Annotated in this window: 12 protein-coding genes; 4 read left to right on the top strand and 8 right to left on the bottom strand. The window is 75.7% G+C overall.

Translation table 11 applies throughout. From position 1 onward, the window contains the following. Positions 1–225 precede the first annotated feature (225 nt). Entirely contained in the window at positions 226–1200 is a 975-nt protein-coding gene (locus tag ACGFSC_RS40130) for an NAD-dependent epimerase/dehydratase family protein (protein ID WP_359900253.1), read from the top strand. A gap of 165 nt (positions 1201–1365) precedes the next feature. Here the strand turns inward: ACGFSC_RS40130 and ACGFSC_RS40125 are convergent, their stop codons facing one another. Continuing rightward, complete coding sequence (locus ACGFSC_RS40125) at positions 1366–2403, bottom strand: aldo/keto reductase (protein ID WP_359900365.1); 1038 nt, start codon at positions 2401–2403, stop codon at positions 1366–1368. A 117-nt stretch (positions 2404–2520) separates the two neighbouring features. Here ACGFSC_RS40125 and ACGFSC_RS40120 point away from each other — a divergent pair, with 117 nt between their 5' ends. Continuing rightward, positions 2521–3156 carry a TetR/AcrR family transcriptional regulator gene (locus tag ACGFSC_RS40120; protein WP_359900251.1) on the top strand — a complete coding sequence of 212 codons (636 nt, stop codon included), beginning with the start codon at positions 2521–2523 and terminating at the stop codon, positions 3154–3156. A 143-nt stretch (positions 3157–3299) separates the two neighbouring features. On the opposite strand, the gene ACGFSC_RS40115 is transcribed toward ACGFSC_RS40120, so the two are convergent. Together ACGFSC_RS40115 and ACGFSC_RS40110 are read right to left on the bottom strand one after the other, a co-directional pair. Further along, positions 3300–3914 (bottom strand): SUKH-4 family immunity protein, encoded by a 615-nt coding sequence (locus ACGFSC_RS40115; protein WP_359900249.1) that lies wholly within the window; start codon positions 3912–3914, stop codon positions 3300–3302. Between the two features lie 115 nt (positions 3915–4029). Continuing rightward, positions 4030–5130, bottom strand: coding sequence for a TerD family protein (locus ACGFSC_RS40110; protein ID WP_359900247.1), 1101 nt, complete (start codon positions 5128–5130; stop codon positions 4030–4032). Positions 5131–5435: 305 nt separating this feature from the next. Between ACGFSC_RS40110 and ACGFSC_RS40105 the strand changes: the two genes are divergently transcribed. Continuing rightward, on the top strand, positions 5436–6695 hold the full coding sequence (locus ACGFSC_RS40105; RefSeq protein ID WP_359900245.1) for a pyroglutamyl peptidase: 1260 nt from the start codon (positions 5436–5438) through the stop codon (positions 6693–6695). A 52-nt stretch (positions 6696–6747) separates the two neighbouring features. Here the strand turns inward: ACGFSC_RS40105 and ACGFSC_RS40100 are convergent, their stop codons facing one another. Further along, complete coding sequence (locus ACGFSC_RS40100; RefSeq protein ID WP_359900243.1) at positions 6748–7248, bottom strand: inorganic diphosphatase; 501 nt, start codon at positions 7246–7248, stop codon at positions 6748–6750. Positions 7249–7544: 296 nt separating this feature from the next. Here ACGFSC_RS40100 and ACGFSC_RS40095 point away from each other — a divergent pair, with 296 nt between their 5' ends. Beyond that, entirely contained in the window at positions 7545–8621 is a 1077-nt protein-coding gene (locus ACGFSC_RS40095) for a restriction endonuclease (RefSeq protein ID WP_359900241.1), read from the top strand. Positions 8622–8691: 70 nt separating this feature from the next. Here the strand turns inward: ACGFSC_RS40095 and ACGFSC_RS40090 are convergent, their stop codons facing one another. From ACGFSC_RS40090 to ACGFSC_RS40075, 4 genes are all read right to left on the bottom strand, one after another. Further along, positions 8692–10557: a CocE/NonD family hydrolase gene (locus ACGFSC_RS40090; protein WP_359900239.1), complete on the bottom strand. Its 1866-nt coding sequence runs from the start codon at positions 10555–10557 to the stop codon at positions 8692–8694. Positions 10558–10565: 8 nt separating this feature from the next. Beyond that, a complete protein-coding gene (locus ACGFSC_RS40085; protein WP_359900237.1) occupies positions 10566–10691 on the bottom strand; it encodes a hypothetical protein in 126 nt (41 codons plus the stop codon). A 95-nt stretch (positions 10692–10786) separates the two neighbouring features. Then, positions 10787–11593 (bottom strand): Mut7-C RNAse domain-containing protein, encoded by an 807-nt coding sequence (locus ACGFSC_RS40080; RefSeq protein ID WP_359900235.1) that lies wholly within the window; start codon positions 11591–11593, stop codon positions 10787–10789. Between the two features lie 173 nt (positions 11594–11766). Next, the gene (locus ACGFSC_RS40075; protein WP_359900233.1) at positions 11767–13041 is read right to left on the bottom strand and encodes an MFS transporter; all 1275 of its coding nucleotides are present in this window, start codon (positions 13039–13041) and stop codon (positions 11767–11769) included. Positions 13042–13292: the final 251 nt, after the last annotated feature.

Here is a 13292-nt window from a genome sequence, read left to right as displayed (position 1 = left end):
GTCGCGGCCGTTCGGCCGACCCCCGCCCGCACCCGGCTGACCAGCGGGGACCTTCCGGCCAGGCCTCTCCGCCGACGATCGTCGACCTCCCGCGCCGTTGACCGTCGAACACGCTTCCCGCCGGAACCCCGCACATCCGCCCCGACTCACCCACCCCACGCACAACTTGAGCAACGATCGCGCACCGATTGGCCCCGGTGCGGGGCGGGCTGGCACGATGTCCGAATGCGCATTCTGGTCATCGGCGGCACCCGCTTCATCGGCTTCCATTTCGCCGAGGCGGCCCTGGCCGCCGGGCACGAGGTCACGGTGCTGCACCGCGGCCGTTCCGGCGCCGGGCTGCTCCCGGACGCCACCCACCTGATCGCCGACCGCGACGCCGACCTGTCCGCGCTGCGCGGCCGCAGCTGGGACGCCACCGTCGACCTCTGCGCCTACTTCCCGCGCCAGGTAAGGGAGTTGGCCGCCGCCCTCGATCCCGGCGCGGCCGGGCGCTACCTGCTGGTCTCCTCGCTCTCGGTGTACGACGCCCCGGCCGCCCCGGGCTTCGCCGAGGACTCCCCGCTGCTCCCCGCCGACGGCCCGGAGGCCGCGGAGGTCACCGCCGAGAGCTACGGCGTCCTCAAGGTCCAGTGCGAGCGCGCCGCCCGGGAGGCCTTCGGCCCGCAGACGCTGCTGATCCGCCCGACGTACGTGATCGGCCCCCGCGACTACACCCACCGCTTCGACCACTGGGTGCAGCGGCTCGCCCGGGGCGGCGAGGTGCTCGCCCCCGGCCGGCCGGACGCGCCGCTCCAGGTGGTCGACGTCCGCGACCTCACCGCCTGGATGCTCGGCCTCCTCGCACAGGGCGCCCGCGGCGCCTACCACGCCGCCACGCCCCCGCCGTTCGGCATGGGCGACCTGCTGGACGCCGTCGCCGCCGCGGTCGCCCCGCCCGGCACCACCCTCACCTGGGTGTCCGAGGACTTCCTGCGCGCCGCCGGCGTCCCGGAGCGCGCCCTGCCGCTGTGGCCCGCCGACCCGGAGCTCCGCGCCACCAGCACCGCCGATCCGGCCGCCGCCCTCGCCACCGGCCTGACCCTCCGCCCGGTGGCCGAGACCGCCCGCGACATCCGGCCGTTCGAGCCCCTGCCGGACGCCCTGACCCCGGAGCGGGAGGCCGAACTCCTCGCCGCCTGGCACCGGCGGCAGGCCTGAGGGCCGCGGCCACAGCCGCCGCAGCCACCACCGCAGCCACCGGCGTGGGGCCGACCGCCGCCCCGCAGCAGCCGGTCCGGCCCCGGCCCGGACATCTCCCGGGCCGGGGCCCACGCGCCGCTCGCGCACCGCTTCGCCCCCGCGCCGCCCGGCCCGCGAGGCCGCTCAGCCCGCGACGGGCGGGTTGAGCCGGGCGAAGGCCTCCTGCCGGCGGTACGGGAAGTACGGGTACGGCGCGGTGCGCGTGCTCGCCGCGTCCAGCCGGGCCACCTGGTCCTCCGTCAGCGACCAGCCGACCGCGCCGAGGTTCTGGCGCAGCTGCTCCTCGTTGCGGGCGCCGATGATGACCGAGGAGACGGTCGGACGGCGCAGCAGCCAGTTGATCGCCACCTGGGGGACGGTGCGGCCGGTCTCGGCGGCGACCTCGTCCAGCGCGTCGACCACCCGGTACAGCAGCTCGTCCTCCACCGGCGGGCCGTAGTCGGCGGTGTCGTGCAGCCGGCTGCCGTCCGGGAGCGGCTGCCCGCGGCGGATCCTCCCGGTGAGCCGGCCCCAGCCGAGCGGGCTCCAGACCAGGGCCCCGACGCCCTCCTCCCGGGCGAGCGGCATCAGCTCCCACTCGTAGTCGCGGCCGACGAGCGAGTAGTAGACCTGGTGGGCGGCGTACCGCGGGCGGCCGTGCCGGTCGGCGAGGGCGAGGGACTTCATCAGCTGCCAGCCGGAGAAGTTGGAGACGCCGGTGTAGCGGATCTTGCCGGCCCGGACCAGGTCCTCCAGGGTCGCGAGCACCTCCTCGATCGGGGTGCCGGCGTCGTAGGCGTGCAGCTGGAAGAGGTCCAGGTGGTCGGTGCCGAGGCGGCGCAGCGCGTCGTCCACGCTCCGCACCAGCCGGGCGCGGGAGGTTCCGGCATCCTGCGGGCCGTCGCCGGTGGGCAGTCCGGCCTTGGTGGAGATCAGCACCTGGTCGCGGCGGCCGCGGATCGCCTGGCCGAGCACCTCCTCGGAGGCGCCGTCGGAGTAGACGTCGGCGGTGTCGAAGAGGGTGACACCGGCGTCGATGGCGATGTCGAGCAGCCGACGGGCCTCCTGGACGTCGGTGGTGCCCCAGGCGCCGAACAGCGGGCCGCGGCCGCCGAAGGTGCCGGTGCCGAGACTGAGCGCGGGCACCTTCAGCCCGGACGCGCCGAGCCTGCGGTACTCCATGTCGGTGGCGATGGTCATGACGGTTCTCCCCTCGGAGCCCTTAATGGGACTCCCGTTCCGTTAGGATGCCCTGAACCTAGCAGACCCCGCACTTCTAATGGAACAGGAATCCCGTTAATGGCCGTCGAGCCCTCCACGCCCGAGCCCTCCACGCCCGGCACGGTCCGCCCCGGCGGCCGGACCGCCCGGGTCCGCGCCGCCGTCCTGCGCGCCGCCGAGGACGCCCTGGTCGAGCACGGCTTCAGCGGCCTCGACCTCGGCGACATCGCCCAGCGGGCCGAGGTCGGCCGCACCACCGTCTACCGCCGCTGGGGCAGCACCACCGCCCTGGTCGCGGACCTGCTCGCGGACATGGCCGAGCAGTCGCTGCCGCGCACCGACAGCGGCTCCCTCGCCGGGGACCTGCGGGCCAACGCCCGGCTCGTCCAGCGCACCCTGGCCGACCCGCGGCAGGGCGCGCTCTTCCGCGCCGTCATCGTGGCGGCGACCTGCGACCCGGACGCGGCCGAGGCCCTGCGGCACTTCTACCGGCGCCGGGTCGAGGAGTGGGCGCCGTGCGTCACCGCGGCCGTCGAGCGCGGCGAACTCCCGCCGGACACCGACGGGTCCGAGGTCGTCCGGGCGGTCTCGGCGCCGCTCTACTACCGGATGCTCACCACCGCGGAGCCGCTGGACGAGGCGTCCGCCGACCGTGCGGCGGAGGCCGCCGAGGCGGCGGCCCGGGCCGGGGCGTACCGGCGCCGGGACGCGTAGGGCCGGTACGCCCCGGACGCGAACGGCCGGCCCCCAGGGACGCGAACGGCCGCACAGCGCCGAAGCGTTGTGCGGCCGTCGGGCCCGGGCGGGCCGGGGTGGGCCCGGAAAGGGCCGGGAAGGGCCGGAAAGGGCCCGGGGCGTCAGCCCTCGTCCAGGTCCTCGTACTCCTCGCGCAGGTTCTCCAGCAGGCCCACCCAGAGGTCCGACTCCTCCGGCCCCTGCCCCGCCGCGGCCACCAGCGCGGCGAACTCGTCCAGCGCGGCCCTGGCGTCCCCACCGCGGATCCGGCCCTCCAGGCGGGCCAGCAGCCCCAGCGCGCCGATCACCTCGGGCAGCGAGTCGGCCGCCCGGCCGCCGTAGCCGCTCCCGTGGTCCCAGCCGTTCGGGTCGTAGATCCGTACGGCGCCGGTGTCGCCGGCCACCATCAGGTGCTGGTCGTCGAACGTGCCGACGCAGTACCCCCAGTTGCTCGGCGGGGTGTCGTCGTCCGGGGTGCGCTCTCCGAACAGCTCGTCCAGATCCGCCTCCCACATCCCGCGCTCGGGCAGCTTCGTGGCGTCGAAGCCGAGGAATTCCAGTTCGACGGCCGGCACGCCGACCTCGGCCAGGAACGCCCGGGCCTCCTTCGACGTCAGCCGCTCGGGCAGCGCCGCGGGCTCGGGCCGCCACAGCGTGCCGGGGCCGAAGCAGGACTCCAGCCAGGCCGCGTCGGGGTTCCGGACGGCGGCCGTCAGCTCGGCGTCGGTCGTGGTCATCGGTGCGTCTCCCCCGGTCGGAACGGTACTCCGGCGCCATTCAAGCGCACCGCTCCGACAGCGGGGGCCGCCGGGGACGCCCCGACGGCCCTTCCGGGACTCCGGTAACGACGGCCTAGAAGAAGCCGTCGTCCTCGTAGTAGTTGTTGACGACGACCTGCGGGTCGTCGTCGAAGGCCTCGTTCAGCAGCGCGCCGCCGACCAGGCCGGCCGCGCCGGCGCCGATCAGCGCACCGGTGCCGAAGCGACGCCCGCCCTGGGCCTGCTGGCCGGGCACCTGCGGCTGGCCCTGCTGGACCGGCTGCTGGACCGGCTGCGGGTAGCCGGCCGGCTGCGGGGTGTAGAACGGCGGCACGTTGGTCTGCACCCGCTGGGCGCAGGCCACGCAGGCCTCGATCTGGCGCGGCACGCCCCACTGCGGCGACCAGTACACCGCCGTGGTGCCGGCGCCGTGCGAGGGGTCGAAGAAACACGTCACGGGGGAACTCCCTGGTCCTGGCGGGGTCGTCGGAACGACGGGTACGGCGGCGGGCAGCACGGCCGGCACCGCGGCCGCGACCGGAACGGGCGGCGCGACCGGCGGCGCGAGCGGGGCCACGGGCGGCACGGGCGGGGCGACCGGCGGCTTCACCGGGGCGGGCGCGGCGGCGGGTGCCGGCTGCAGGACGTCCACGCCGAAGTCGGCGGCGATGCCCGCGAGCCCCGCGGCGTACCCCTGCCCGACCGCGCGGAACTTCCAGTCCGCGCCGTGCCGGTACAGCTCGCCGAACACCATCGCCGTCTCGCTGCCGGCCTCCGGCGCCACGTCGTACCGGGCCACCTCGGCGCCGGTGTCCGGGTCGGCGACCCGGATGTGGGCGCCGCGGACCTGCCCGAAGGACTGCCGCCGCTGCGCCGCGTCGTAGATCGCCACCGCGAAGACGATCTTCTCCACCCCGGCGGAGACCTCCGCGAGCCGGACCTCGATCTGCTCGCGGTCGGGGCCGCCGCCGGACCCGCCCCGGTGCCGGACCGAGCCGTCCGGGCTCTGCAGGTTGTTGAAGAAGACGAAGTGCTGGTCCGAGGCGACCTTCCCGTCCGCCCCGCAGAGCAGCGCGCTGGCGTCCAGGTCGTACCCGGCTCCGGCCGTCCAGCCGAGGCCCACCCGGACCACCCCCAGCCCGGGGGCCCGCTTGCCCAGGGAGACGTTGCCGCCCTTCGTCAGGGCCACGCTCATGGAACTCCTCCACCACCGTACGAGTACCGCTGTTCGACCACGACAACGCTGTAGAAGTTGCCTCGGTTCCCGGTCGAACCATCAGTTTTCCGTCAAGGCCGGAATGTCGCCCCACCAGCGACGGAGCACCGTCCCACCAGCGGCGGAACACCGTCCGGGCGCCCCGGCGGCGGCCGGAGGAGCACCGCGGTGGGCGCGGTGGGCGCGGGCGCGGCCGCTCCCCCGGACGGGCGGAGCACCCGGCAGCGGGGACGCCGGGCCGGCACTCTGGCGGGCCGTCAGGTCCGGACCTATTGTCAGCGGGCATGACATATCTACGCCGCGCCGCCGGACTGGCCGCCGCGCTCACCGGAACGCTCGCCGCCCTGCTGGCCCCGGCCGCCGCCCAGGCCGCCCCGGCCGGCTGCCGCACCTCCGCCACGGTGCCGCTGGACGCCGAGCAGGCCCGCCTCCAGGACGCCCGCACGACCGGTTTCACCGAGCGCTCCGGCCTGGGCGAGCTGCCCGGCGGCTTCCCCTCCGCCCTGTGCGAGGCCCGCAACGCCCGGCAGGCCGAGCGGGTGGTGACCGCCTGGGGCCGGACCCTCTGGCAGGCCGGACTGGACCGCGCCCAGGGCCGGCGGCCGAGCGGCGAACTGCCCGCCCGGGACGACCGCCCGCTGTACTGGACCAGGCTCGCCATGACCGTCCAGCTCGCCCGCTGGCAGCCCCGGTTCGGCGTCGACCACGCCGCGCTGCGGTCCCGTTTCGAGGACGCCTCGCGCGGTCTGGACGACGGCTTCGACTCCGCCCGCGGCGTCCGGCGGATCTTCGTCAGCGGCTTCGACCCGTTCGGCCTGGACACCGAGCCGCGCCGCGCCAACCCCTCCGGCTCGGCCGTCCTGCAGTTGCACGGGCAGCGGATCACGCTCGCCGACGGCAGCACCGCGGAGGTCCGGGCGGTCGTGCTGCCGGTGCGCTACGGGGACTTCGACAGGGGGATCGTGGAGCGCGCCTTCGCCCCGCACCTGCGGCCGGGCCGGCAGTCCGCCGACCTGATCACCAGCATCAGCCAGGGCTACCCGGGCAAGTTCACCCTGGAGGAGTGGGCCGGGCGCGCCCGCTCCGCCGACCCGGCGACCGACAACGTCGCCGCGCTCTCCGGCGGCACCACCCAGCACCCGGTGGACGCACCGGGGCTGGCCCCCGGGCCGCAGTTCGTCCGCACCACCCTGCCGACCGACGCCATGAGGGCCGTCCAGCAGCCCTACCCGGTGCTGCTCAACACCTTCGTCACCGAGATCCCGGCGGGCGCCACCGCCCCCGTGTTCCGGCCGGACGGCCCCACCCCCGGTTCCCGCGCGGTCTCCGGTGGCGGCGGCGGGTACCTCTCCAACGAAGTCGCCTACCGCTCCAACCGGCTGCGCACGATCCTCGCCCCGGGCCTGCCCGGCGGCCATCTGCACACCCCGGTCCTGACCGGCCTGCCGGCCGACCCGAACCTGCTCACCGCACCGGAGTTCGAGCGGAACGAGGCCGCGATCGGCGACGAGGTGCGGGCGATCCTGAGCACCGCCCGGCTCTGACGGACCGTCCGGGGGCGGGCGCCGGCGCACCGGCCCGCCCCCGGGCGCCCGTTCAGACCGGGTCGGCGAAGCGGGTGCCCACCGCGCGGGCGCGCGACTCGGCGATCTCGGCGTAGGCGGCGTCGCGCCCCGCCCAGTGCGAGCCCTCGACGGACTTGCCGCGCTCCAGGTCCTTGTAGACCAGGAAGAAGTGGGTGATCTCCAGCAGGTCGAACCCGCGCAGGTCGTCGATGTCCCGCAGGTCCGCGTAGCGCGGGTCGCGGGCCGGGACGCAGAGCACCTTCTGGTCCGGGCCGCGCTCGTCGCGCATCACCCACATGGCCACCGCCCGGCAGGTCCGCACGCAGCCGGGGACGGCCGGCTCGCCGCCGAGCACCAGGGCGTCCAGCGGTTCGCCGTCGCCGCCGAGGGTGCCCTCGACGAAGCCGTAGTCGGCCGGGTAGCGGGTGGCCGTGAAGAGGGTGCGGTCCAGGCGGATCCGGCCCGCCGCGAAGTCCATCACGTACTTGTTCCGCGACCCCTGCGGGATCTCGATCATGACCTCGAACTCCACCGCGGCCTCCTCCTCGGCTCCTGGGGGAATTGTCCGCCGTCCGGACGGCCATCGAAAGCACCCCCGCCGTTCGACCGGCGCCGCCACCCTCCGGCGCGAACGCCCCCCGACCCGGACGGGCACCCGCGCCGCCCGCGCCCGGGCCCTCGACCCGCACCCGCACCTGCCGCGGCGGCGGCCCGTATCGGCCCAGGTCTCGATTGTGCGGCGGAACCGACGGCCCGACAGTTCTTCGTCCACGATTCCCCTACCGTGACGCCTGCAACAACCGTCACCACGCAAGAGGGGGCACGCCCATGTCCCGGAGCCGGAAGCTCCACCGCCTCAGCAACCCCGACGCCGACGAACGCCGCGCCCAGCGCGCGCTGTTCCGTCACCTCCGCGACGACACCAACGCCAACCGCGGCCGGATGGCCAGGCGCGTCCGCGAACTCCAACTCCTGCTGGCGATGGACCCGGTCGAGTTCGAGGGCCTCATCGGCCGGCTGATGGAGGCGATGGGCATGAAGGTCGAGCTCACCGCCCGGTCGCGGGACGGCGGCGTGGACGTCCGCGGCATCGACCCGGACCCGTTCCGGGGCGGCAACGTCATCGTGCAGGTGAAGCGGTACCGGGACACGGTGACGCCCTCCGCGGTGCGGGACCTGTACGGCACGCTGCGGCACGACCGGGACGCGACCAAGGCCGTCCTGGTCACCACCAGCAAGTTCGGCCCCAGCTCGCACCAGTTCGTCGCGGGCAAGCCGATCAGCCTGATCAACGGCTCCGAACTGGTCGGGCTGCTCAGGCACCACGGCTTCGACGAGGTGTTCGCGGACGCCCAGGACGGGGCCTCCGCCACGGCCGGCGCCCTGGACGACCTGCCCGCGATCGAGGTGGCCACCGAGCCCTCCCGGCTGCTCCTGCACTGGACCGGGGAGGAGGAGTACGACATCGCCGCGCTGGTCTGCACGGGCAACGCCGCGCTCTCCGACGACCACCTGGTCTTCTACAACAACGGCTCGACGCCCGACGGTTCGGTGCGGCTGGTGACCGGCTACGGCGACGCGAACGCCTGCCTGATGGTCGACTTCGACGCGCTGCCCGCCGAGGTCGACCGGCTGGTCGTCATCGCCGCCGCCGACACCGAGAACCACCCCGGGGGCACCATGGGCGGATTCGCCGGGCCGGCGCTGATCCTGGAGGCGGGCTCCGGGCAGGACGCGGCCGTGGTGCACCTGGCGGACGGCGCGGAGACCAACACCGCGATGCGGCTCGGTCGGTTCGACCGCGATCCCTCCGGGGACTGGGAGTTCACCCCGGCGCTCGCCGGGTACCCGGGCGGGCTGCGCCAGGCCGTGACCGCGTACGGGCTGGAGGTCGTGGACGCGTGACGGCGCGGGGCACCCGGCCGCCACCGGGTGCCCCGCGGTTCGACCCTCGGCGCAACTATCGGCGCAACTCTCAGTGCACGACGGGCAGTTCCAGCACCGACCCCCGGTCGCCGCCCCAGCCGATCCGGTAGCCCGCCTGCCCGTCGGCGGGGAGGAGCTGGAAGGAGTCGGGGTTGGCGGCGGCGACGGTGAGCCTGATCCGGTCGCCGGGCCGGAACAGCACCGAGACGGGCTGGAGGTCGATGGTGACGCGTTGGGCGCGGCCCTGCGGGAAGTCCTCGGCGTCCTCGGCCGCGTAGCTGCGCGGGGTGCGCAGCCGGCGCCAGTCCGGGTTGTCGTCGCGGTCGGCCACCGCCCGCTCGGTCAGGGCCAGTTGGCCTTCCGTCAGATAGGTGACCCGGCCGTCCGGGGAGACGTCCTCCAGGTAGACGTGCAGGGCGCCGCGCGCCGAGCCGGCCAGTCCGGTGACGTCGAGGGTGACCTTGCCGTTGCCGGTGACCCGGGTGTCGGCGGTCAGCGGTGCGGTGGTGTAGCTGAGCAGTTTGGCGTCGACGGCGGCGCGGTCGGGGTAACTGACCTCGTCTCCGCTGAGGTTGGTGTTCCAGCGGTCCAGCGGGCCGGTGCCCGCGGTCGGGTCGAGGCGCAGCAGGTCGGAGCCGCCGCGGCGGTCGTCCGCCAGGCCGCCGAGGGTGCCGCCCGCGCCGAGGGGGAACCGCTGGGTGCGGGTGCCGGGCACCGGCCAGCGGGTGGTGGTGCGCCAGACGCCCTCGTTGAAGGTGTAGTAGTGCACCTGCCGGCGGCCGTCGGGGCGGGCGTTCCCCCGGACGTAGCGGTCGAAGAAGTCGACCACGCGCCGGTCGTTCTCCTCGTGTTCCCGCGCGGTGAGCGGGCGGGCGGGCTGGAACGGGTCGGCGAGCCAGCCGGCGCCGTGGTTCCACGGGCCGATCCAGTCGTCCTGGGTGTTGGACAGGCCGGTGAACTGGGAGAGCACCCCGTTGGCGGTGCCCGCGTCGAGCCAGCCGGCGCGGGTGAGGACGGGCACCCGGCCGGCCTCGACGGCGTCGGTCCGCTCGCCGACGCTGCCGACCGTCCAGCTCTTCGGGCCGTCCCGGTAGTCGCGGTGGACGCCGGCGTGCGCCATCTCGACGAGGTTGGCGTTGTCCGTGTGCTCGGCGCGCGCGGCGGCGAGCAGGGCCGGGCCGTCGGGTCCGTCGACGGGCCGGGGCTGGAAGCCGGTGAGGCCGACGTCCGCGCAGAGCCTGCGGGTCTGCTCGTCGGTCTCGCAGGTGGTGCCGCCGGCCCCGTCGAGGATGCGCAGCAGCAGCGCGTACTGGGCGATCCGCGGTTCGATGAGCACGCCGCCGGGGCGCACCAGGTCCTCGTACGGGTCGAAGTCGTAGGAGATGGGGGCGGCGGCGGTGATGTGGTGGTTGCCGAGGGAGGTGGCGAGCATCGCGGTGTCGCCGCCGTAGGAGATGCCGGTGGTGCCGACCCGGCCGTTGGACCAGGGCTGGGCGGCGATCCAGTCGCTGAGCGGGCCGCTGTCGGCGGTCACGTCGGCGCCGAGTTCGGAGGTGAGGGTGCCGAAGGAGGCGCCGGTGCCGCGCAGGTCGGCGGTCACGAAGGCGTAGCCGCGGGCGGTCCACCGCTCGGCCTCGCCGCTGGTGCCACCGGGTTGGCCGGCCCGAACCCGGGCCCGCCAGTAACGCTGGGTGACCAGGACGGTGGGCAGGTGGGCGCCGGCCCGGGTGCCCTCGGGCAGGTAGACGTCGACGGCGAGGCGGACCCCGTCCGGCATCGCCACGTAGCGCGACCGCAGATGCGGCTCGGCGGGCCCGCCGGCCCCCGCGTCGGGCCCGGCGGCGGCCGCCGGGGCGACCGAGAGTCCGAGTGCGGCGGCAGCCGCGACCAGCGCCGCCAGCGGGCGGCGCGACATCTCCCGCCTCATCGGACGGTCGCCTTCCGGGGGCCTTCCTCCGGGCGTACCTCGGCGCCGTCCGGGACCGTCACCACGGCGGCGTCCCCGACGTCCGCGCTGTGGAAGGGCTGCCGACCTGCCTGAATGCTCATTGCGACGACCTGGCCTCTCTCGTACGAGCGAGTAGCGTGGTCCCGTCCCCCACCGTCGATGGGACCACGCGCGCCCGGCCGTCCACCAGAGCGCCCTACCCTGAGACGACCCCGATGCGGCCCTGACCCTCCCCGGAGTCCTGGACGTGTCCCGAGTCCTGGGCGTGTCCGCCGGCCCGGCCGTCGCCGAAGTCGCGCACCGCCTCGGTGACGATCGCCTCCAGCCGGGCGTGGTGGGCGCCGCGCCAGTAGGCCTGGCCGCAGTCGGCGCACTGGGCGAAGGCGTCGTAGGAGCGCTCGGTGCCGTCCCGCAGCTGCTCGCGCACCGAGGTCTTGGTGGCCGGGTGCAGGGTGCCGTTGCAGGTGGTGCAGCGGCTCCAGGGGGCGAGCGGCGGCGCGAAGCGGGAGAGCACGTCGCGCAGTTGCTCGGCGGGGCGGTGGCTGTAGACGTAGGCGCCGGCCCACAGTTCGCGCCGGCGCAGCAGTCCGCGGTCGCGGGAGAGCATGATCCGCTGTTCGGCGGCCGAGCGGGCGGCCAGGGCGGCGTCGCCGATGTCGGGGTTCTCGTACGCGGCGTCGACGCCGAGCAGGCGCAGCCGCCGGGCGAGGGTGCCGAGGTGGACGTCCAGCAGGAAGCGCGCCGGGCCGGGCACGGGCTGCGGCCTGGCCACGGCCAGGACGGCGATCTCCTCGCCGTCGGCCGGCACGTGGGTGTCGGGCACGGCCCGGCCGTCCACCCGCAGGCCGCCGACCTCGGTGAGCGGGACGCCCAACGACTCGACGACGTGGCCGAGGGTGGAGCTGCCGTCGGTGCGCAGCGCGGTGCGGCCGGCCCGCCGGGGCGCGGAGACGAAGAGGTGCAGCTCGGGGGCGAAGTCGAGCCGGATCTGAGGTCGGTCCACGCGGCCAGCATGCCAGCGGGCGGCGGGCCGGGGCCACCGGGTTTCCGGCCCGCCCCCGGGCCGCTCCCCCGGCCCCGCCGTCGTGGCCTCCCGGCTCGGGCCCGCCGTCGCGGCCTTCCGGATCGGACCCCGGGCCGACCTTCCCGGGTGGGCCGCCACCGCGGCGTTCGCCGTCAGGCCCCCGGCGGCGCGCCCGCGGCCACCGGCGACGGCGGTGGCACCGCGGGGCCGCGGTCCCGTGCCGCCCAGCGGGCGACCGGCCCCATCGCGTACCCCGCCGCGAGGAACACCCCGCCGAGGACCAGCCAGCCGGCCAGGCCCCCGTCCAGCAGCAGCGTCGTGAGCAGCAGCGGCCCGAGGGTGCGGGCGACGGCGACGCCGGTGCCGAAGAAGCCCTGGTACTGGCCGATCCGCCCGGCCGGGGCGAGGTCGAAGGCGATCTGCCAGCTGCCGGCCGACTGCTTCATCTCCCCGGCCACCTGCAGGACGGAGGCGGCGACCAGCAGCGCGCCGACCGCCCAGACCGGCACGTCCAGCGCGGACAGCCCGAAGACGGCGCAGGAGCCGAGCAGCAGCAGCCCGGCGGCGCGGACCGCCCGGGCGGCCGGGTCCAGTCCGGTGATGCCGTGTGCCGCCCGGACCTGGAAGGCCAGCACCGCGAGGGTGTTGAGCACGAACAGCGCCGAGCCGAGCCAGCCGATCCCGGGGGCGCGCGCGGCGATCCAGAGCGGGATGATCAGGCTGAGCAGGGGCATCCGCAGCAGCAGGACGGCGTTGACCGCGGTGACGGCGGCGTACCGGCGGTCGCGCAGCACGGCGAGCCGCGGCCCGGCGTCCGACGGCCCCGCCGGGGCCGGGGCCTCGGGCAGCCGCCGCAGGACCAGCGCGCTGAGCAGGAAGCCGAACGCGGTGACGGCGAAGGCCGAAAGGTAGGCGGCGCGGGTGCCGACGCCGAGCGCGATGCCGCCGATCGCCGCTCCAACGGCCAGTCCGCCGTTGAGGGTCGACTGGATGTGGGCGAGCAGGGCGGTGCGCTGCGCGGGCGGCACCAGGGCGGCGACCAGCGCCTGGCGGGCGGCGGTCAGGCCGGACTGCGCGGTGGCGTAGAGGCAGACCGCGAGCAGGAACAGCGGGTAGGAGCGGATCACCAGGAAGGCGGCGACCACGGCCGCCGTGCCGAGTGCGAGCGCCACCGAGGTGCGGCGCGGGCCGCGCCGGTCGGCGAGGTGGCCGAGCGGGACGCCGGCGACGGAGCCGAGTGCCCAGGCGAGGGTGAGGCCGAGCCCGAGGGCGGTCGGCGACATCCCGACGACCCGGGTGAAGTAGAGCGCGGAGCAGGTGTAGTAGGCGCCGTCGCCCACGGCGGCGGCCAACTGGGCGGCCGCGAGGGTCCGCTGGGGCCCGGCGGGCGGCAGGGCGTCCCAACGGGCGGCTCGGTCGGTCGGCATGCTCCTCCTTCTCCGGTGTGCGGTGTCACCCGCCGGACGCATCCGGGCGGTCACCCACACGCGTCCACCTGCGTAAACGTCTTCACGGACCGTCACCCCTGCCCGCGACCGCCGGACGGGCGGCGCGCGGAGCCGATCTCCGCGACCGCCGGTGCCGGCACGCCCCCACTCTAGGGAAAAACCGGCCCAGTGGAACGGTCCAGTGATCAAGGAATTCCCTGGGCCAATCCGTCGCGCCGCCGCACCGCCGA

It is taken from the genome of Kitasatospora sp. NPDC048715, assembly GCF_043198905.1.
GTDB lineage: Bacteria > Actinomycetota > Actinomycetes > Streptomycetales > Streptomycetaceae > Kitasatospora > Kitasatospora lactacystinica.
Note: the sequence above shows the minus strand (reverse complement) of the source record. Positions and strands in the feature narration are given on the sequence as shown.